Annotated in this window: 30 protein-coding genes; 2 read left to right on the top strand and 28 right to left on the bottom strand. The window is 67.7% G+C overall.

Annotated features, from left to right (window positions below):
• Positions 1–60 precede the first annotated feature (60 nt).
• The 24 genes from RLT57_RS18375 to RLT57_RS18260 form a co-directional block, all read right to left on the bottom strand.
• On the bottom strand, positions 61–717 hold the full coding sequence (locus tag RLT57_RS18375) for an adenylate kinase (RefSeq protein ID WP_311298475.1): 657 nt from the start codon (positions 715–717) through the stop codon (positions 61–63).
• Positions 717–2,033: a preprotein translocase subunit SecY gene (gene secY, locus RLT57_RS18370; RefSeq protein ID WP_311298474.1), complete on the bottom strand. Its 1,317-nt coding sequence runs from the start codon at positions 2,031–2,033 to the stop codon at positions 717–719. The genes RLT57_RS18375 and secY overlap by 1 nt, the downstream gene beginning before the upstream one ends.
• A 296-nt stretch (positions 2,034–2,329) precedes the next feature.
• On the bottom strand, positions 2,330–2,782 hold the full coding sequence (gene rplO / locus RLT57_RS18365; RefSeq protein WP_399128936.1) for a 50S ribosomal protein L15: 453 nt from the start codon (positions 2,780–2,782) through the stop codon (positions 2,330–2,332).
• Between the two features lie 2 nt (positions 2,783–2,784).
• Positions 2,785–2,967 carry a 50S ribosomal protein L30 gene (gene rpmD / locus RLT57_RS18360; RefSeq protein WP_030890715.1) on the bottom strand — a complete coding sequence of 61 codons (183 nt, stop codon included), beginning with the start codon at positions 2,965–2,967 and terminating at the stop codon, positions 2,785–2,787.
• Positions 2,967–3,572: a 30S ribosomal protein S5 gene (gene rpsE / locus RLT57_RS18355; protein WP_031524774.1), complete on the bottom strand. Its 606-nt coding sequence runs from the start codon at positions 3,570–3,572 to the stop codon at positions 2,967–2,969. Before rpsE ends, rpmD begins: the two co-directional genes overlap by 1 nt.
• Positions 3,573–3,625: 53 nt before the next feature.
• On the bottom strand, positions 3,626–4,009 hold the full coding sequence (gene rplR, locus RLT57_RS18350; RefSeq protein WP_311298473.1) for a 50S ribosomal protein L18: 384 nt from the start codon (positions 4,007–4,009) through the stop codon (positions 3,626–3,628).
• 2 nt (positions 4,010–4,011) lie between these two features.
• Entirely contained in the window at positions 4,012–4,554 is a 543-nt protein-coding gene (gene rplF / locus RLT57_RS18345; RefSeq protein WP_311298472.1) for a 50S ribosomal protein L6, read from the bottom strand.
• A gap of 21 nt (positions 4,555–4,575) precedes the next feature.
• Positions 4,576–4,974: a 30S ribosomal protein S8 gene (gene rpsH, locus RLT57_RS18340; RefSeq protein WP_311298471.1), complete on the bottom strand. Its 399-nt coding sequence runs from the start codon at positions 4,972–4,974 to the stop codon at positions 4,576–4,578.
• A 141-nt stretch (positions 4,975–5,115) separates the two neighbouring features.
• Positions 5,116–5,301, bottom strand: a complete 186-nt coding sequence (locus tag RLT57_RS18335) for a type Z 30S ribosomal protein S14 (protein WP_073492416.1) — start codon at positions 5,299–5,301, stop codon at positions 5,116–5,118.
• Between the two features lie 3 nt (positions 5,302–5,304).
• Positions 5,305–5,874: a 50S ribosomal protein L5 gene (gene rplE, locus RLT57_RS18330; protein ID WP_311298470.1), complete on the bottom strand. Its 570-nt coding sequence runs from the start codon at positions 5,872–5,874 to the stop codon at positions 5,305–5,307.
• Entirely contained in the window at positions 5,874–6,197 is a 324-nt protein-coding gene (rplX, locus tag RLT57_RS18325; protein WP_311298469.1) for a 50S ribosomal protein L24, read from the bottom strand. Before rplX ends, rplE begins: the two co-directional genes overlap by 1 nt.
• Before the next feature lie 3 nt (positions 6,198–6,200).
• The gene (gene rplN, locus RLT57_RS18320) at positions 6,201–6,569 is read right to left on the bottom strand and encodes a 50S ribosomal protein L14 (RefSeq protein WP_069462148.1); all 369 of its coding nucleotides are present in this window, start codon (positions 6,567–6,569) and stop codon (positions 6,201–6,203) included.
• Between the two features lie 131 nt (positions 6,570–6,700).
• Positions 6,701–7,006 (bottom strand): 30S ribosomal protein S17, encoded by a 306-nt coding sequence (rpsQ, locus tag RLT57_RS18315; protein ID WP_311298468.1) that lies wholly within the window; start codon positions 7,004–7,006, stop codon positions 6,701–6,703.
• A complete protein-coding gene (rpmC, locus tag RLT57_RS18310) occupies positions 7,006–7,248 on the bottom strand; it encodes a 50S ribosomal protein L29 (protein WP_311298467.1) in 243 nt (80 codons plus the stop codon). The genes rpsQ and rpmC overlap by 1 nt, the downstream gene beginning before the upstream one ends.
• Complete coding sequence (gene rplP, locus RLT57_RS18305; protein ID WP_093742370.1) at positions 7,248–7,667, bottom strand: 50S ribosomal protein L16; 420 nt, start codon at positions 7,665–7,667, stop codon at positions 7,248–7,250. Before rplP ends, rpmC begins: the two co-directional genes overlap by 1 nt.
• Before the next feature lie 5 nt (positions 7,668–7,672).
• Complete coding sequence (gene rpsC, locus RLT57_RS18300) at positions 7,673–8,530, bottom strand: 30S ribosomal protein S3 (protein WP_311298466.1); 858 nt, start codon at positions 8,528–8,530, stop codon at positions 7,673–7,675.
• A complete protein-coding gene (rplV, locus tag RLT57_RS18295; RefSeq protein ID WP_311300762.1) occupies positions 8,530–8,877 on the bottom strand; it encodes a 50S ribosomal protein L22 in 348 nt (115 codons plus the stop codon). The genes rpsC and rplV overlap by 1 nt, the downstream gene beginning before the upstream one ends.
• A 64-nt stretch (positions 8,878–8,941) precedes the next feature.
• Positions 8,942–9,223 carry a 30S ribosomal protein S19 gene (gene rpsS, locus RLT57_RS18290; protein WP_188284645.1) on the bottom strand — a complete coding sequence of 94 codons (282 nt, stop codon included), beginning with the start codon at positions 9,221–9,223 and terminating at the stop codon, positions 8,942–8,944.
• 12 nt (positions 9,224–9,235) lie between these two features.
• Positions 9,236–10,072 carry a 50S ribosomal protein L2 gene (gene rplB / locus RLT57_RS18285; protein ID WP_311298465.1) on the bottom strand — a complete coding sequence of 279 codons (837 nt, stop codon included), beginning with the start codon at positions 10,070–10,072 and terminating at the stop codon, positions 9,236–9,238.
• Positions 10,073–10,120: 48 nt separating this feature from the next.
• Positions 10,121–10,465: a 50S ribosomal protein L23 gene (gene rplW / locus RLT57_RS18280; RefSeq protein WP_311298464.1), complete on the bottom strand. Its 345-nt coding sequence runs from the start codon at positions 10,463–10,465 to the stop codon at positions 10,121–10,123.
• Positions 10,465–11,124 carry a 50S ribosomal protein L4 gene (rplD, locus tag RLT57_RS18275; protein WP_311298463.1) on the bottom strand — a complete coding sequence of 220 codons (660 nt, stop codon included), beginning with the start codon at positions 11,122–11,124 and terminating at the stop codon, positions 10,465–10,467. The genes rplW and rplD overlap by 1 nt, the downstream gene beginning before the upstream one ends.
• A 5-nt stretch (positions 11,125–11,129) precedes the next feature.
• The gene (gene rplC, locus RLT57_RS18270) at positions 11,130–11,774 is read right to left on the bottom strand and encodes a 50S ribosomal protein L3 (protein WP_311298462.1); all 645 of its coding nucleotides are present in this window, start codon (positions 11,772–11,774) and stop codon (positions 11,130–11,132) included.
• Between the two features lie 14 nt (positions 11,775–11,788).
• A complete protein-coding gene (gene rpsJ, locus RLT57_RS18265) occupies positions 11,789–12,097 on the bottom strand; it encodes a 30S ribosomal protein S10 (protein WP_014144312.1) in 309 nt (102 codons plus the stop codon).
• A gap of 146 nt (positions 12,098–12,243) precedes the next feature.
• Positions 12,244–12,978 (bottom strand): acyltransferase family protein, encoded by a 735-nt coding sequence (locus RLT57_RS18260; protein ID WP_311298461.1) that lies wholly within the window; start codon positions 12,976–12,978, stop codon positions 12,244–12,246.
• Between RLT57_RS18260 and RLT57_RS18255 the strand changes: the two genes are divergently transcribed.
• Both RLT57_RS18255 and RLT57_RS18250 read left to right on the top strand, forming a co-directional pair.
• Positions 12,953–13,696 (top strand): hypothetical protein, encoded by a 744-nt coding sequence (locus RLT57_RS18255; RefSeq protein WP_311298460.1) that lies wholly within the window; start codon positions 12,953–12,955, stop codon positions 13,694–13,696. The genes RLT57_RS18260 and RLT57_RS18255 overlap by 26 nt on opposite strands.
• Before the next feature lie 106 nt (positions 13,697–13,802).
• Positions 13,803–14,030 carry a hypothetical protein gene (locus RLT57_RS18250; RefSeq protein ID WP_311298459.1) on the top strand — a complete coding sequence of 76 codons (228 nt, stop codon included), beginning with the start codon at positions 13,803–13,805 and terminating at the stop codon, positions 14,028–14,030.
• Between the two features lie 90 nt (positions 14,031–14,120).
• Here RLT57_RS18250 and tuf read toward each other — a convergent pair whose 3' ends face one another.
• The 4 genes from tuf to rpsL all read right to left on the bottom strand — a co-directional run bounded on the left by tuf (position 14,121) and on the right by rpsL (position 18,475).
• A complete protein-coding gene (tuf, locus tag RLT57_RS18245; protein ID WP_311298458.1) occupies positions 14,121–15,314 on the bottom strand; it encodes an elongation factor Tu in 1,194 nt (397 codons plus the stop codon).
• A gap of 150 nt (positions 15,315–15,464) precedes the next feature.
• On the bottom strand, positions 15,465–17,591 hold the full coding sequence (fusA, locus tag RLT57_RS18240; protein ID WP_311298457.1) for an elongation factor G: 2,127 nt from the start codon (positions 17,589–17,591) through the stop codon (positions 15,465–15,467).
• A 39-nt stretch (positions 17,592–17,630) separates the two neighbouring features.
• Positions 17,631–18,101, bottom strand: coding sequence for a 30S ribosomal protein S7 (gene rpsG, locus RLT57_RS18235; protein ID WP_033177779.1), 471 nt, complete (start codon positions 18,099–18,101; stop codon positions 17,631–17,633).
• A 2-nt stretch (positions 18,102–18,103) separates the two neighbouring features.
• Complete coding sequence (rpsL, locus tag RLT57_RS18230; RefSeq protein ID WP_014144289.1) at positions 18,104–18,475, bottom strand: 30S ribosomal protein S12; 372 nt, start codon at positions 18,473–18,475, stop codon at positions 18,104–18,106.
• Between the last annotated feature and the right edge of the window lie 148 nt (positions 18,476–18,623).

Genomic DNA, 18,623 nt, shown 5'->3' with positions numbered 1-18,623 from the left:
GCGTTCCGCCGCCTCGTCCGTACCGGGCGTACCGGTCGTACTGGACCGGCCGCTCCCCGGTTACGCCTGGTCGCGCCGCAGCGCGTCCATCGCCCGCTGGGTCACCTCGTGCACCGGGCCGAGCGCCGAGATGGTGACGACCAGGCCCTGCTGCTTGTAGAACTCGATGATCGGCTCGGTCTCGCGGTGGTAGACCTCGATCCGGTTGCGGACGGTCTGCTCACTGTCGTCGGAGCGCTGGTACAGCTCGCCGCCGCACTCGTCGCAGACGCCGTCCGTCTTCGGCTTCCTGGACTCCACGTGGAAGGTGTGCGCGCTGTTGTTGCGGCAGGTGCGGCGGCCGGCGATCCGCCTGACCACCTCGGACTCCGGCACCTCCAGGTCGAGCACGCCGTCCAGCCGGATGGCGTTGCGCTCCAGGTAGCCGTCCAGCGCCCGCGCCTGGTTCACGTTGCGCGGGAAGCCGTCCAGCAGGAAGCCCTCCACCGCGTCGGCCTGGTCGAGCCGGTCCTCCGCCATGCCGATGGTCACCTCGTCGGGCACCAGGTCGCCGGCGTCCATGTACGCCTTCGCCTGTTTGCCCAGGTCCGTGCCCTGGCTGATGTTGGCGCGGAACAGGTCGCCCGTGGAGATGTGCGGGATCGACAGGTTCTTGGCGAGGTACGCGGCCTGCGTCCCCTTGCCGGCGCCGGGCGGCCCGACCAGGACGATTCGCATCAGCGGAGAAACCCTTCGTAGTTACGCTGCTGGAGCTGGCTCTCGATCTGCTTCACGGTCTCCAGGCCGACACCCACGATGATCAGGATGCTGGTGCCGCCCAGCGGGAAGTTGCCGTTGCTCCCGTTGAAGATCGCGATGGCGATGGTGGGAACGAGGGCGATGAGACCCAGGTACAGCGCACCGGGCCACGTGATGCGGTTGAGCACGTAACTCAGGTACTCGGCGGTGGGACGGCCGGCCCGGATACCGGGAATGAAGCCACCGTACTTCTTCATGTTGTCGGCGACCTCTTCGGGGTTGAAGGAGATCGCTACGTAGAAGAAGGCGAAGAAGACGATCAGGAAGAAGTAGATGGCCATGTAGATCGGGTGGTCGCCCTTGGTCAGGTTCTGACTGATCCACTGCGCCCAGCCGGCCGTCGACCCGGAGAACTGGACGATCAGCGCCGGGATGTAGAGCAGCGACGAGGCGAAGATGACCGGGATGACACCGGCCTGGTTGACCTTGAGCGGGATGTACGTGGACGTGCCGCCGTAGGACCGCCGGCCGATCATGCGCTTGGCGTACTGCACCGGGATCCGGCGCTGGGCCTGCTCGACGAAGACCACCAGGCCCACCATCACCAGGCCGACCGCGATCACCGCGAGGAACTCCACCCAGCCGCCGGCGATCTTGCCGGAGACCTTGATCGCCCACAGCGAGCCGGGGAAGCCGGCCGCGATGGCGACGAACATCAGGATGGACATGCCGTTGCCGATACCGCGGTCGGTGATCAGCTCACCGAGCCACATGATCGCCACGGTGCCGGCCGTCATGCAGGCGACCATGGTGACCGTGGTGAAGATCGACTGGTTCGGCACGATCTGGTTGGCCGACTGGCAGTTCGAGAACAGGCTGCCGGAGCGGGCGGTGGCGACCAGGCCGGTGCCCTGCAGCACGGCCAGCGCCACGGTCAGGTACCGGGTGTACTGGGTGATCTTCGTGGTGCCGGCCTGGCCCTCCTTCTTCAGGGCCTCCAGCCGGGGGATCACCACGGTGAGCAGCTGCAGGATGATGCTGGCCGTGATGTACGGCATGATCCCGAGCGCGAAGATCGTCAGCTGCAGCAGCGCGCCGCCGCTGAACATGTTGACCAGGCCGAAGAGACTGTTGTTGCCCTTCGTGTCCTTGATGCACTCATTGACGACCGTGTAGTCGATTCCTGGCACCGGGACATGAGCACCCAGGCGGTAGACCACCACGATGCCGAGCGTGAACAGCAGCTTCTTGCGCAGGTCGGGCGTCCTGAACGCCCGGGCGAACGCGGTGAGCACGGTGCCTCCTGCACCCCCCGCGCGCGGCGGAAGGACGGTCTGGTGAGTTTCTGACAGAAACGGGCGGCTTACCATCTGTGACACCCGCGAAAGCACACAGGCTCCCGGAGAGTAACAGCGTTCGCCACCCTACCCGCGAGGCGGGCCCCCTAGGAATGACCAATCAGCCAGCAATCGGCCGGGGTTCGGTCAAGGAAACCCAGAGATAGAACGACCGGGGACGCCCTCAGGTGCTGGGCATCCCCGGTCAGGTGTGACAAAGACCTCAGACAGGCCGCAATGGACTCGGCAGGAAATCAGCCGAGTTCGGTCACGGTCCCGCCCGCGGCGGTGATCTTCTCCCTGGCGGAGCCGGAGGCCGCGTCAACGGTCACCTGCAGCGCCACGGAGATCTCGCCGGTGCCGAGCACCTTGACGAGCTGGTTCTTCCGTACCGCACCCTTGGCGACCAGGTCGTCCTTGGTGACCTCGCCACCCTCGGGGTAGAGGGCCGCGAGCTTGTCCAGGTTGACCACCTGGTACTCGGTACGGAACGGGTTCTTGAAGCCCTTGAGCTTCGGGAGCCGCATGTGGAGGGGCATCTGCCCGCCCTCGAAGCGCTCCGGAACCTGGTAGCGGGCCTTGGTGCCCTTGGTACCACGACCGGCCGTCTTGCCCTTGGAGCCCTCACCACGACCCACGCGGATCTTGGCGGTCTTGGCGCCCGGGGCCGGACGAAGGTTGTGGATCTTGATCGGGTTGTCGCCCATGATCAGTCGACCTCCTCGACCGTGACCAGGTGGCGGACGGTCTGGACCATGCCGCGGATCTCCGGGCGGTCCTCCTTGACCACCACGTCGTTCAGCCGCTTCAGGCCGAGCGAACGCAGGGTGTCACGGTGGTTCTGCTTGCTGCCGATGTAGGACTTGGTCTGCGTGACCTTCAGGCGCGCCATCACACACCAACCCCGGCACGCGCGCGCAGCAGGGCGGCCGGCGCGACGTCCTCGATCGGCAGACCGCGGCGGGCGGCGATCTCCTCGGGCCGCTGAAGGCCCTGCAGAGCCGCCACCGTGGCGTGCACGATGTTGATCGCGTTGTCCGAGCCGAGGCTCTTGGACAGCACGTCGTGGATGCCCGCGCACTCCAGCACGGCTCGCACCGGGCCGCCGGCGATCACGCCGGTACCGGGGGAAGCCGGCTTGAGCAGGACGACGCCCGCGGCCTTCTCGCCCTGGATCGGGTGCGGAATGGTGCCCTGGATGCGGGGGACCTTGAAGAAGTGCTTCTTGGCCTCCTCCACACCCTTGGCGATGGCGGCCGGCACCTCCTTGGCCTTGCCGTAGCCGACACCGACGGTGCCGTCGCCATCGCCCACCACGACCAGCGCGGTGAAGCTGAAGCGACGACCACCCTTCACTACTTTGGCGACGCGGTTGATCGCGACGACCCGTTCGACGTAGGCGGTCTTCTCGGCCTGCTGGCCGCCGTCCCGCCGGTCCTTACGGTCCCGTCGCTCGCCGCCACCGGCACCGCTTCCGCGGCGCTGGGGTCCAGCCATTGGAATTACCTCTCCCTGTTTTCGGCGTATTTCCGCTAGCTACGGAACCGGGCTCAGAACTTCAGACCGGCTTCGCGGGCGGCGTCCGCCAGGGCGGCGATGCGCCCCGCGTACTGGTTGCCGCCACGGTCGAACACGACAGCCTCGACGCCCTTGGCCTTGGCACGCTCGGCCACGAGCTGGCCGACCTGCTTGGCCTTGGCGCTCTTGTCGCCTTCGCCGCCACGGATGGACGCGTCGAGCGTCGAAGCCGACGCGAGCGTGTGGCCCGCGAGGTCGTCGACGACCTGCGCCACGATGCCGCGGTTGGACCGCGTCACCACCAGGCGCGGACGCTCGGCCGTACCGGAGACGCGCTTGCGCACCCGGATGTGGCGCCGCTTGAGAGCGGCACCCTTGTACGCCTTGCCCTTGGCGATCTTCACACCGTATGCCATGGCTACTTACCAGCCTTTCCGACCTTGCGGCGGATGACCTCGCCGGCGTACTTGACGCCCTTGGCCTTGTACGGGTCGGGCTTCCGCAGCTTGCGGATGTTGGCCGCCACTTCGCCGACCTTCTGCTTGTCGATCCCCTCGACCGAGAACTTGACCGGGGACTCGACCTTGAAGGAGATGCCCTCGGGGGCTTCGACGAGGATCGGGTGGCTGTACCCCAGGGCGAACTCCAGGCCGGAGCCCTTCGCCTGGACGCGGTAGCCGACACCGCTGATTTCGAGGGCCTTGCTGTAGCCCGCGGTCACGCCGGTGATCATGTTCGCCACCAGCGTGCGGGACAGGCCGTGCAGGGCCTTCGAGACACGCTCGTCGTTGGGGCGGGTGACCAGCAGGGTGGTGCCGTCCTCGCCCTTCGCGATCTCGATCGGCGCGGCGACGGTGTGGGTGAGCGAGCCCTTGGGGCCCTTCACCGCGACCGTGCGGCCGTCGATGGTGACGTCCACTCCGGCGGGAACCGAGATGGGCAGCTTGCCGATGCGCGACATTGCTCTACCTCTCTTTCCCGGTTACCAGACGTAGGCGAGGACTTCCCCACCCACGCCCTTCTTCTGCGCCTGCTGGCCGGTGAGCAGACCGTGCGACGTGGAGATGATCGCCACGCCCAGGCCGCCCAGCACCCGTGGCAGGTTGGTGGACTTTGCGTAGACCCGCAGACCCGGCTTGCTGATCCGCTTGATGCCGGCGATCGAGCGCTCGCGGTTCGGGCCGAACTTCAGCTCGAGGACGAGGTTCTTGCCGACCTCGGCGTCCTCGACCTTCCAGCCGGTGATGTAGCCCTCCTGCTGGAGGATCTCCGCGATGTGCGACTTGATCTTGCTGAACGGCATCACGACGTCGTCGTGGTACGCCGAGTTCGCGTTACGCAGACGGGTCAGCATGTCTGCGATGGGGTCGGTCATGGTCATGAGTTGGCCCTGGGCCTCTCTCGCCGGGGTTTCCTGTCTGCTCCGTCCCTCTCCCCCGGCCGGAGCCGGGGACGGGTGTGGTGCGGGGACCTACGGCGTAGTGGATCGGTCCTGGTGTCGTGCCCGTGGAGGAGAACGGGACTACCAGGAGCTCTTGGTCACGCCCGGCAGTTCACCGCGGTGGGCCATCTCACGAAGGCACACGCGGCACAGGCCGAACTTGCGGTAGACGGAGTGCGGCCGGCCACAGCGCTGGCAGCGGTTGTACCCGCGCACAGCGAACTTGGGCTTGCGGGCGGCCTTGGCAATGAGAGCCTTCTTCGCCACGGCTCACGCCTCCTTGAACGGGAAGCCGAGGTGACGGAGGAGGGCGCGGCCCTCGTCGTCGTTGGTCGCCGTGGTGACCACGGTGATGTCCATACCCCGGACGCGGTCGATCTTGTCCTGGTCGATCTCGTGGAACATGACCTGCTCGGTGAGACCGAAGGTGTAGTTGCCCCGGCCGTCGAACTGCTTCGGCGACAGGCCGCGGAAGTCGCGGATACGCGGCAGCGCCAGCGACAGCAGGCGGTCCAGGAACTCCCACATCCGGTCGCCGCGCAGGGTGACGTGCGCGCCGATCGGCTGACCCTCGCGGAGCTTGAACTGCGCGATGGACTTGCGGGCCTTGGTGACCTGCGGCTTCTGGCCGGTGATCGTGGCGAGGTCGCGGATGGCGCCCTCGATCAGCTTGGAGTCGCGGGCGGCGTCGCCCACACCCATGTTGACCACGATCTTGGTGAGACCCGGGATCTGCATGACGTTGGCGTACTTGAACTCGTCACGCAGCTTGCCCGTGATCTCCTCACGGTAGCGCGTCTTGAGGCGCGGCTGGGCGTGCGTCGTGTCGGTGGCAGTCATCAGATGTCCTCACCGGTCCGCTTGGCAACGCGGATCTTGTTGCCCTCGTCGTCGAACCGGAAGCCGACGCGGGTCACGACCTTCTTCCCGTCCTTCTCGACGACCAGCTGCACGTTGCTCACGTGGACCGGCGCCTCGGTGGTGACGATGCCGCCGGTCTTCGTGCCGCGGTCGGTCTGGTCGGTCTTGGTGTGCTTCTTGACCCGGTTGACGCCCTCGACCAGGACCCGGTCCTCGCGGGGGTAGGCCACGATGACCTTGCCCTGCTTGCCCTTGTCCTTACCGGTGATGACCTGGACCAGGTCGCCCTTCTTGATCTTCATCGGTTACAGCACCTCCGGCGCCAGCGAGACGATCTTCATGAACTTCTTCTCGCGCAGCTCACGGCCGACGGGGCCGAAAATGCGGGTGCCACGCGGGTCGCCATCGTTCTTGAGGATGACGGCCGCGTTCTCGTCGAAGCGGATGTACGAGCCGTCGGCACGGCGGCGCTCCTTGACGGTGCGCACGACGACGGCCTTGACGACCTCGCCCTTCTTCACGTTGCCACCGGGGATCGCGTCCTTGACGGTGGCGACGATGACGTCACCGATGCCCGCGTAGCGGCGACCCGAGCCCCCGAGAACACGGATGCAAAGGATTTCCTTTGCGCCTGTGTTGTCGGCGACGCGAAGTCGCGACTCCTGCTGGATCACGTCTGTCTCCTGTGTGTCTGCCGGTTCCCGGCGGGGCCGCGCGGCTGTGCCGAGCGGCCCCGCCGAGCCTGGCGGAACCGTCCTGCGAGGGACTCCCCGCAGGAATTACTGCCTCGAATCCGGGCCTGGGACTACTTGGCCTTCTCGAGGATCTCCACGACGCGCCAGCGCTTGGTGGCGGACAGCGGCCGGGTCTCCATCAGGAGGACGCGGTCGCCGATACCGGCGGCGTTCTGCTCGTCGTGGGCCTTGAGCTTGTTGGTACGGCGGATGACCTTGCCGTAGAGGGCGTGCTTGACACGGTCCTCGACGGCGACCACCACGGTCTTGTCCATCTTGTCGCTGACCACCAGACCCTCACGGGTCTTGCGGAAGCCGCGCTCGGTGGCGTCCGCGGCGGAGCCGTTGTCTGCAGTCGTCACGTTGCTCTCGCTCATCAGGCGCTCTCCACCGTCTCCACCGTTTCCACGGTCTCGATGCCCAGCTCGCGCTCGCGCATCAGCGTGTAGATCCGGGCGATGTCCTTGCGGACGGTCTTGAGCCGGGAGTTGTTCTCCAGCTGTCCGGTGGCGCCCTGGAAGCGGAGGTTGAACAGCTCCTCCTTGGCCTCACGCAGCTTGCCGACGAGCTCCTCGTCGCCGAGCTGGCGCAGCTCGGTCGCCTTGGTACCGGCCGCCATCACGACTCACCTGCCTCGCGCCGCACGATGCGGCACTTCATCGGAAGCTTGTGCGCGGCGCGGGTCAGCGCCTCGCGGGCAACCTTCTCGTTCGGGAAGGACAGCTCGAACATCACCCGTCCGGGCTTGACGTTCGCGATCCACCACTCCGGCGAGCCCTTGCCGGAGCCCATGCGGGTCTCGGCGGGCTTCTTGGTCAGCGGGCGGTCCGGGTAGATGTTGATCCAGACCTTGCCGCCGCGCTTGATGTGCCGGGTGATGGAGATACGAGCGGACTCGATCTGCCGGTTGGTCACGTAGGCGGGGGTGACGGCCTGCAGGCCGAACTCGCCGAACGCCAGCTCGGTGCCGCCCTTGGCCATGCCGTCACGGCCGGGGTGGTGCTGCTTGCGGTGCTTGACCCTGCGGGGGATCAGCATGGTACTCAGCCTTCCGTTCCGGGGGTCTCCGCGGCCGGGGCCTCGGCGACGGCCGCCGGGGCCTCCGCCTTGGCGGTCGCGGGGGCGCCGTCGGTCTGCGGACGGCGGCCGCGGCCACCGCGCTCGGCGCCGCGCTCACCGCGCTCGCCACCGCGGCGCTGCGGACGCTCGTTGCCGCCACCGCGGGCCGGGCGGTTGCCGGCGCGGGCGGCGGCGTTGTCGGCGCGGACCTCGGCGATGTTCTTGACGTCGCCCTTGTAGATCCAGACCTTCACACCGATCCGGCCGAAGGTGGTCTTGGCCTCGAAGAAGCCGTAGTCCACGTTGGCGCGCAGGGTGTGCAGGGGGACCCGGCCCTCGCGGTAGAACTCCGAGCGGGACATCTCGGCGCCGCCGAGACGGCCGCCGCACTGGATCTTGATGCCCTTGGCGCCGGCCTTCAGGGTGCCCTGCATGCTCTTGCGCATGGCACGGCGGAAGGAGACGCGGGAGGACAGCTGCTCGGCGACGGCCTGGGCCACCAGCTGGGCGTCCATCTCCGGGTTCTTGACCTCGAGGATGTTCAGCTGGACCTGCTTGCCGGTCAGCTTCTCCAGGTCGCCGCGGATCCGGTCGGCCTCCGCGCCGCGGCGGCCGATGACGATGCCCGGCCGGGCGGTGTGGATGTCGACGCGGACGCGGTCGCGGGTGCGCTCGATCTCCACCTTGGAGATGCCGGCCCGCTCCATGCCCTGCGTCATCATCCGGCGGATGGCGACGTCTTCCTTGACGTAGTCCTTGTACAGCTTGTCGGCGTACCACCGGGACTTGAAGTCCGTGGTGATGCCGAGCCGGAACCCGTACGGGTTAACCTTCTGGCCCATTACCGGGTCCCTTCCTTGCTGGCGACGACCACGGTGATGTGGCTGGTCCGCTTGCGGATCCGGTAGGCACGGCCCTGGGCGCGCGGCCGGAACCGCTTCAGGGTCGGGCCCTCATCGACGTACGCCTCGCTGATGAACAGCGACTCGGCGTCCGTGTGGTCGTAGTTGTGCGCGGCGTTGGCGATGGCGCTGTCCAGCACCTTGCCGACCGGCACGCTCGCGGCCTGCGGGGTGAAACGCAGGACCGCCTGAGCCTCCGTGGCATCCAAGCCACGGATGAGGTCCACCACGCGGCGGGCCTTCATGGGCGTGACGCGGATGTACCGCGCCTGGGCCCTGGCTTCCATGGTCGTCCCTTCAGTGTCTGTCATGTCTGTCGTCGCGTCCGACGCGCCTGGTCACGGGCCGCTGTCAGCGACGACGCGACTTGCGGTCGTCCTTCTCGTGGCCGCGGAAGGTACGGGTCGGCGCGAACTCGCCGAGCTTGTGGCCGACCATCGACTCAGTGACAAACACCGGGACGTGCTTACGGCCGTCGTGTACCGCGATCGTGTGGCCCAGCATGGCCGGGATGATCATCGAGCGGCGGGACCAGGTCTTGATGACGTTCTTGGAGCCGGCCTCGTTCTGCACGTCCACCTTTTTGATCAGGTGGTCGTCGACGAAGGGGCCCTTCTTGAGACTGCGCGGCATCTACACCCGCTCCTAGCGCTTCTTGTTCGTCTTGCGGCGGCGGACGATGTACTTGCTGCTCGCCTTCTTCGGCGAACGAGTACGACCTTCCTTCTGACCCCACGGGGAGACCGGGTGGCGACCACCGGAGGTCTTGCCCTCACCACCACCGTGCGGGTGGTCCACCGGGTTCATGGCGACACCGCGGACGGTCGGGCGGACGCCCTTCCACCGCATGCGGCCGGCCTTGCCCCAGTTGATGTTCGACTGCTCGGCGTTGCCGACCTCGCCGATGGTGGCGCGGCAGCGGACGTCGACCATCCGGACCTCGCCGGACGGCATGCGAAGGGTGGCCATGTTGCCCTCCTTCGCCAGCAGCTGGACCGAAGCGCCCGCGGAGCGGGAGATCTTCGCGCCGCCGCCGGGCCGCAGCTCGATCGCGTGGATCGTGGTACCGACCGGGATGTTGCGCAGCGGCAGGTTGTTGCCCGGCTTGATGTCGGCGCCCGCGCCGTTCTCCACCCGGTCGCCCTGCTGCAGGCGGGCGGGGGCGAGGATGTAGCGCTTCTCGCCGTCCGCGTAGTGCAGCAGCGCGATGCGCGCGGTGCGGTTGGGGTCGTACTCGATGTGCGCGACCTTGGCGGGCACGCCGTCCTTGTCGTGCCGACGGAAGTCGATGACCCGGTAGGCGCGCTTGTGGCCGCCGCCCTGGTGACGAGCGGTCACACGACCGGCGTTGTTACGGCCGCCCTTGCTGTGCAGCGGGCGGACCAGCGACTTCTCCGGCGTGGACCGCGTGATTTCGACGAAGTCGGCGACGCTGGAGCCACGACGGCCCGGGGTCGTCGGCTTGTACTTGCGGATACCCATTTCTCAGTCCTCGGATGAATTCAGGACTTCGACTCGATCCGGCCTCCGTCAGGAGACCGGGCCGCCGAAGATGTCGATGCGGTCGCCCTCGGCAAGGGTCACGATGGCGCGCTTGGTGTTGGCGCGCTTTCCGAAACCGGTGCGGGTGCGCTTGCGCTTGCCCTGCCGGTTGATCGTGTTGACCCCGGTGACCCGGACCCGGAAGACCGCCTCGACGGCCTGCTTGATCTGGGTCTTGTTGGCGCGCGGGTCGACGACGAACGTGTACTTGTTCTCGTCCAGCAGCGCGTAGCTCTTCTCCGAGACCACCGGCTTGATCAAGAGGTCACGGGGGTCCGTGTACGTCTTGCTGGTGACCAGGGTCTCGGTCTGCGTGTCGGTCGGCTCGGCCATCAGGCGTCGCTCCCTTCGGTCTCGGCGGCGCCGTTACCGGGGACACCGACAAAACGGTCGAAGGCCGCCTTGGTGAAGATGACGTCGTCGGAGACGAGCACGTCGTAGGTGTTCAGCTGGCCGGCGTCCAGGATGTGCACCTGGGGCAGGTTCCGGGCGGACAGCCACGCGGCCTCGTCGCTCCGCTCGACGACCAGGAGCACGTTCTTGCGCTCACTGATCTTGCCGAGCAGCGTCTTGGCGGCCTTGGTCGACGGGGACTCGCCCTCGACGACGCCGGTCACGACGTGGACGCGGTCGTGGCGGGCCCGGTCGGTGAGGGCACCGCGCAGCGCGGCGGCCTTCATCTTCTTGGGGGTCCGCTGCGAGTAGTCGCGCGGCACGGGGCCGTGCACGACGCCGCCGCCGGCGAACTGGGGCGCGCGGGTCGAGCCCTGGCGGGCGCGGCCGGTGCCCTTCTGGCGGTACGGCTTCTTGCCACCACCGCGGACCTCGCCGCGCGTCTTGACCTTGTGCGTGCCCTGGCGGGCCGCGGCCAGCTGCGCGACGACGACCTGGTGGATCAGCGGGATGCTGACCTTGGCGTCGAAGATCTCGGCCGGGAGCTCAAGCGTCCCGGTGGTGTCGCCCGCGGGCGACAGGATGTCAACAGTGGTCATATCCCTCAGGCCCCCTTGGCCGCGGTGCGGACCAGGACGAGGCCGCCGTTCGGACCGGGGACCGCGCCCTTGATGAGCAGCAGGCCCTTCTCCGCGTCAACGGCGTGGACGGTCAGGTTCTGGGTGGTGACCCGCTCGTTGCCCATACGGCCCGCCATCCGCAGGCCCTTGAACACGCGGCCGGGGGTGGCGCAGCCGCCGATGGAGCCCGGCGAGCGGTGCTTGCGCTGCACGCCGTGCCCGGCGCCGAGGCCCTTGAAGTTGTGACGCTTCATGACACCGGCGAAGCCCTTGCCCTTGCTCTTGCCGGTCACGTCGACCTTGACGCCGGCCTCGAACACCTCGGCGGTGATCTCCTGGCCGAGCGAGTACTCGCCGGCGTCGGCGGTGCGCAGCTCCACCAGGTGGCGGCGGGGGGTGACGTCGGCCTTCGCGAAGTGGCCCTTGAGCGGCTTGTTCACCTTGCGCGGGTCGATCTCGCCGAAGGCGAGCTGCACCGACTCGTAGCCGTCGGTGTCGTTGGTACGCACCTGGGTCACGACGTTCGGGCCGGCCTTGACCACGGTCACCGGGACGACACGGTTGTTCTCGTCCCAGACCTGGGTCATGCCGAGCTTCTCGCCCAGAATGCCCTTGATCTGCTTGGTCATCTTCTCCGTGCCTCTCAGAGCTTGATCTCGATGTCGACGCCGGCCGGCAGGTCCAGGCGCATCAGCGAGTCAACGGTCTTGGGCGTCGGGTCGAGGATGTCGATCAGGCGCTTGTGCGTGCGCATCTCGAAGTGCTCGCGCGAGTCCTTGTACTTGTGCGGCGACTTGATGACGCAGTACACGTTCTTCTCAGTGGGCAGCGGCACCGGGCCCGCGACCTGCGCACCAGTACGCGTCACCGTCTCGACGATCTTCTTCGCCGAGGAGTCGATGACCTCGTGGTCGTAGGCCTTGAGCCGGATGCGGATCTTCTGTCCCGCCATGGCTACTCCGTAGTCCTTGTCTCTTTTTTACGCTCTGGCACCCGCTTGCCCGACCCACGCGGTCGGGCGTGTCGCACCCCTCGCCATGGTTTCCCGGATACGCGAACGCCCGGAAAGCCCTGCCCGAAGGGTCTGCGTGGGAGATCTCACCCACCGGATGCCTGGCCGGAGCCGCGCTGGCGCTTCCCGGAAGATTCCCGTACGTCCGCCTCAGCGCTGCCCCCGCGGGGGCAGATAAGGCGACGAGTACTGTGGGACTCGCTTCCGGTCCTCCCGACGGGAGGCGCGCAGCATCGGCGCTCGACCGAGCAACTTGGGTAGTCTGCCACAACGCACGTACCCGACGCCAATCGAGCCGGGTAGCTTACCCGCACGCCACGGCGGCCCAAACCCGGGCCGCCCGCGGGCCCGTGGCCCCCCGGGCGGATCCGGTCGACCAGCCGGAGCAGGAACGGGAAGGACACGGAGAACAGCGCCTCGACCGACAGCGACCAGGAGACCGGGTTGACGCTGGTCTCGATGGCGAACTGCGGGAACCAGGCGTGCAGCAGGAAGAGGTGGGGCAGGGTTTTCCAGCCGCCGAGCGTCTGGCCGATCACCAGGAAGATCACCAGGGCGGCGCCGTAGGTGACGAGGTGGTTGGGCGCGACCTTGAGGAAGCGCCGCCGGTAGAAGCGCCCGACGGTATCGGTGGGACGCGCCGGCCAGGTGAGGACGAAGCCGCTCAGCACCAAGAAGAAGCCGACGCCGACCCACCCTCCCTGCCCGAATATCGCGTTGTAGACGTGCGCGGCCCCCTTGTCGGCGAAGGGGTGCTCGTAGAGCGGGTGGAACAGGAACACCAGAAGCGCGGCGATGACGCTGAACCTCCAGCTGGTCAAGGGGTGCTCGCCGCTGGAGACCGGCCTGACGTTCTCGGTGCTCGGCTTCGCGGCGGCCGGCGCCGGCATGGCGGCGGCCAGGCTGTCGGGGAAGCTCGGCCTCGGGGTGACCGCGTTCTCCGGTCTGGCCCTGCAGGCCGTCGGCATGCCGCTGTGCGCCTTCCTGCCGCACAGCGGTGACCTGACGCTGATTCTGACCGGCACCGCGCCGGCCGGCTTCGGCGACGTCACCGGTGTCGTCATGGTCACCGTCTCCGGCACCCCGGGCGTGCCGGACCACGAGCAGGGCCCGGCCAGCGCCCTGCTGTCCACCGCCCAGCAGCTGGGCGCGGCCACCGGCGTCTACAGCGCGTTCTTCCTGGACCACGACGAGGGCGCGGTCTCCTTCACCGTCCAGGCGCAGGGCACCCCGTACCTGCCCGGCAACGAGCGGCTCAAGGACAGCCACGCCATGGCGCTGCACCGGCAGGACGCCGACGGCCGCCAGGACACCGTCTACCTGGCCGCCAACAGCGGCCCGGAACCGGCCAGGGCCGGTTTGCCGGCACCGCCGCCGGGCACGGACTGGCACCTGTTCGCCGACACCGCGGCGGCGGACGGGTTCCCCGCCCGGCCGCCGCACGGGGAGATCCCGCTGCCCGGCCGGGACAGCCTGCTGCTGGCCGGCCGCAGCACCGTCGTACTCACCGCCCGCCCCGACAAAGGACACCCGTCATGAGCTTTGACGCCTTCCTCGGATTCTCCGGCTCCGTCGCCAGCATCCACCTGTCCGGCGACTGCGACGACCCAGCGCCCAGATCCTGCGCTCCCTGGTCGACCAGGCCGTGCGCAAACAGCCGCGGCTGCTGGTGCTGCGGGTGCACGAGCTGAACTCGCTGGCCCCGACCGGGGTGCGCTGCCTGGCCTTCGCCCAGCAGCACCTGGCCCGGGAGGTGGAGATCCTGGTCGACGGCGCCCGGGAGGAGATCCGGCACGCGCTGCGGCTGGGCGGCTTCGACCAGGCCGCGACCTTCATCGAGGAGCGGGTCCCGGTCGCCGAGACCGTCGCCTGACCCGGCGGCCCGCCGCCGGAAACGCGGGCAGGCCCCGCGCCGCCCTGAGGCGGTGCGGGGCCTGCTGTTCGGGCCGGAGCCCGGTACCGACTACTTGTTGATCTTGGTGACCTGGCCGGCGCCGACCGTCCGGCCACCCTCGCGGATGGCGAACTTCAGGCCCTCCTCCATGGCGATCGGCTGGATCAGCTGAACCGTCATGGCGGTGTTGTCGCCCGGCATGACCATCTCGGTGCCCTCGGGGAGGGTCACCACGCCGGTCACGTCCGTGGTACGGAAGTAGAACTGCGGGCGGTAGTTGTTGAAGAACGGCGTGTGACGGCCGCCCTCGTCCTTGGACAGGATGTACGCCTGCGCCTCGAACTCGGTGTGCGGGGTGACCGTGCCCGGCTTGATGATGACCTGGCCGCGCTCGACGTCCTCGCGCTTGATGCCACGGAGCAGCAGACCGACGTTCTCACCGGCCTGGCCCTCGTCGAGCAGCTTGCGGAACATCTCGATACCGGTGACCGTGGTGGTGGTCTTGGTGGTCTTGATGCCGATGATGTCGACGGTCTCGTTGACCTTGAGCACACCGCGCTCGATACGGCCGGTGACGACGGTGCCGCGACCGGTGATCGTGAAGACGTCCTCGATCGGCATCAGGAACGGCTTCTCGACGTCACGGGCCGGGGTCGGGATCGCCTCGTCGACGGCGGCCATCAGGCCGAGGAGCTTCTCGCCCCACTCCTTGTCGCCCTCCAGCGCCTTGAGCGCGGAGACCCGTACGACCGGCAGGTCGTCGCCCGGGAACTCGTACTCGGAGAGCAGCTCGCGGACCTCGAGCTCGACGAGCTCCAGGATCTCCTCGTCGTCCACCATGTCGGCCTTGTTCAGCGCGACGACGATGTAGGGGACGCCGACCTGGCGGGCCAGGAGCACGTGCTCCTTGGTCTGCGGCATCGGGCCGTCGGTCGCGGCGACCACCAGGATCGCGCCGTCCATCTGGGCGGCACCGGTGATCATGTTCTTGATGTAGTCCGCGTGACCGGGGCAGTCGACGTGGGCGTAGTGACGCGACTCGGTCTGGTACTCGACGTGCGCGATGGAGATGGTGATACCGCGCTGGCGCTCCTCAGGAGCCTTGTCGATCTGGTCGAAGGCCGAAGCCTCGTTCAGGTCCGGGTACGCGTCATGCAGCACCTTGGTGATCGCCGCGGTAAGGGTCGTCTTACCGTGGTCGATGTGACCGATGGTGCCGATGTTGACGTGCGGCTTAGTCCGCTCGAACTTCGCCTTCGCCACTGGGGTCCTCCTGGGAGTGGATCTGTACGCCTTGCTTCATCGGCGCCAGGTGATCTTTGCTGGGATGCCGACCGCCGGGGCAATCCGCCCGCCGTCCTCGCGGATTGCGGCGGAATGCCCCGATAGCCTGCTGTCAAGCCTAGAGCAGTGTCACTCGCCCTTGGCCTTCGCGATGATCTCCTCGGCGACGTTCCGCGGAACCTCGGCGTAGGAGTCGAACTGCATGGAATAGCTGGCCCGGCCCGAGGTCTTGGACCGCAGGTCACCGACGTAGCCGAACATCTCCGACAGCGGGACCAGGCCCTTGACGACCCGGGCGCCGCTGCGCTCCTCCATGGCCTGGATCTGGCCGCGGCGGGAGTTGAGGTCGCCGATGACATCGCCCATGTAGTCCTCGGGCGTGGTGACCTCGACGGCCATCATCGGTTCGAGGAGTACGGGGCTCGCCTTGCGGGCACCCTCCTTGAACGCCTGCGATCCGGCGATCTTGAACGCCAGCTCGGAGGAGTCGACCTCGTGGTAGCCGCCGTCGATCAGGGTGACGCGGACGCCCACCATCTCGTAGCCGGCCAGGATGCCGAACTTCATGGCCTCCTGCGCGCCCGCGTCCACCGACGGGATGTACTCCCTGGGGATACGGCCACCGGTGACCTTGTTGACGAACTCGTAGGTGGCGTCGCCGCCTTCGAGCGGTTCGAGCATGATCTGCACCTTGGCGAACTGACCGGTGCCACCGGTCTGCTTCTTGTGGGTGTAGTCAATGCGCTCGACGGTCTTGCGGATGGTCTCGCGGTAGGCGACCTGCGGCTTGCCGACGTTGGCCTCGACCTTGAACTCGCGCCGCATCCGGTCGACCAGCACCTCCAGGTGCAGTTCGCCCATGCCGCCGATGATGGTCTGGCCGGTCTCCTCGTCCGAGTGGACCTGGAAGGAGGGGTCCTCCTCCGCGAGCCGCTGGATGGCGATACCCAGCTTCTCCTGGTCGCCCTTGGACTTGGGCTCGATCGCGACCTGGATGACCGGCGCCGGGAAGTCCATGGACTCCAGGATCACCGGGTTCTTGTCGTCGCTCAGCGTCTCACCGGTGGTGGTCTGCTTCAGGCCCATCACGGCGACGATGTCGCCGGCGCCCACCGACTCGATCTCCTCACGCTTGTTCGCGTGCATGCGGTAGATCTTGCCGATGCGCTCCTTCTTTCCCTTCACCGAGTTCAGCACGGCCGAACCCGCCTCGAGGCGCCCGGAGTAGATCCGGACGAAGGTGAGCTTGCCCAGGTGCGGGTCGCTCATGATCTTGAACGCCAGGGCGGACAGCGGCTCGTCGTCGGACGGCCGGCGCTTGACGACCTCGTCGGCGTTGTTGACCGCGTGGCCCTCGATGGCCTCGATGTCGACCGGCGACGGGAGGAAGCGTACGACCGCGTCGAGCAGCGGCTGGACACCCTTGTTCTTGAACGCGCTGCCGCAGAACACCGGGGTGACGGTGGTGCCGCCGCCCTTGCCGGAGTGGATGGTGATACGGCGGATCGCGTCGTACAGCTGCTCCTCGGTGGGCTCGGTGCCCTCCAGGTACAGCTCCATGATCTCGTCGTCGTTCTCGGCGACGGCCTCCAGCAGCTTGCCGTGCCACTCGTCGGCCGCTTCGGTGTGCGTGGCCGGGATGTCGACGACGTCGTACATCTCACCCTTGGTCGCCTCGGCGGACCACACCAGGGCCTTCATCCGGACGAGGTCGATCACGCCCTTGAAGTCGGCCTCGGCCCCGATCGGCAGCTGCATCACGATCGGGGTCGCGCCGAGGCGGTCCGAGATCATGTCGACGCAGCGGTGGAACTCGGCGCCGGTGCGGTCGAGCTTGTTCACGAAGCAGATACGGGGCACGCCGTAGCGGTCGGCCTGCCGCCAGACCGTCTCGGACTGCGGTTCCACACCCGCGACACCGTCGAACACGGTGACCGCGCCGTCGAGGACGCGGAGCGAACGCTCCACCTCGACCGTGAAGTCCACGTGGCCCGGGGTGTCGATGATGTTGATGGTGTGGTCGACGTCGTCGAGCGGCCAGTGACAGGTGGTCGCGGCGGACGTGATCGTGATGCCGCGCTCCTGCTCCTGCTCCATCCAGTCCATGGTGGCTGCGCCGTCGTGGACTTCACCGATCTTGTACGAGACACCGGTGTAGAACAGGATCCGCTCGGTGGTCGTCGTCTTGCCCGCGTCGATGTGGGCCATGATCCCGATGTTGCGGACCCTGGCCAGGTCAAGCGAAGTGGTGGCCATAGTGGCTCAGTCTTCTCTCGGTCTCGATGTGGGTGGTGACTACCAGCGGTAGTGCGCGAAGGCCTTGTTGGACTCGGCCATCTTGTGCGTGTCCTCGCGGCGCTTCACCGAGGCACCCAGGCCGTTGCTGGCGTCGAGGATCTCGTTCATCAGGCGCTCGGTCATGGTCTTCTCGCGGCGGGCGCGGGAGTAGCCGACCAGCCAGCGCAGCGCCAGCGTGTTCTGCCGGCCCGGACGGACCTCGACCGGCACCTGGTAGGTCGCACCACCGACGCGGCGGGACTTGACCTCAAGGGTCGGCTTGATGTTCTCCAGCGCGCGCTTGAGGGTGATCACCGGGTCGGCACCGGCCTTCTCGCGAAGACCCTCCAGCGCGCCGTACACGATGCGCTCGGCGGTGGAGCGCTTGCCGTGCAGCAGGATCTTGTTGACCAGCGACGTCACCAGCGGGGAGCCGTAAACCGGGTCGATGATGACCGGGCGCTTCGGGGCGGGGCCCTTACGAGGCATGCTTACTTCTCCTTCTTGGCGCCGTAGCGGCTGCGGGCCTGCTTACGGTTCTTGACACCCTGCGTGTCGAGCGAGCCGCGGATGATCTTGTAGCGGACACCCGGCAGGTCCTTCACACGGCCGCCGCGGACGAGCACGATGGAGTGCTCCTGCAGGTTGTGGCCCTCACCCGGGATGTAAGCGGTGACCTCGATGCCACTGGTCAGACGCACACGCGCGACCTTGCGGAGCGCCGAGTTCGGCTTCTTCGGGGTGGTCGTGTAGACACGCGTGCACACGCCGCGGCGCTGGGGCGAGCCCTTCAGCGCGGGCGTCTTGTTCTTCTCGACCTTGTCCTGCCGGCCCTTCCGGACCAGCTGCTGGATCGTAGGCACCGTTTCTCCGGTTTCTGTGTGCCGATCTCGTTACATCTAACCTGGGGACCGACCCACGCGGTCGGGTGTGTCGCGGACCCCGCACACACCCGAACGCTCGGACGACGTGCGTTGGACGGGTGCCGCGGCCTCGGTATCCCCGCACGGT

The sequence above is a fragment of the Streptomyces sp. ITFR-21 genome, from assembly GCF_031844685.1.
Taxonomy (GTDB): domain Bacteria; phylum Actinomycetota; class Actinomycetes; order Streptomycetales; family Streptomycetaceae; genus Actinacidiphila.
This window is presented reverse-complemented; position numbering and strand designations above follow the sequence as displayed.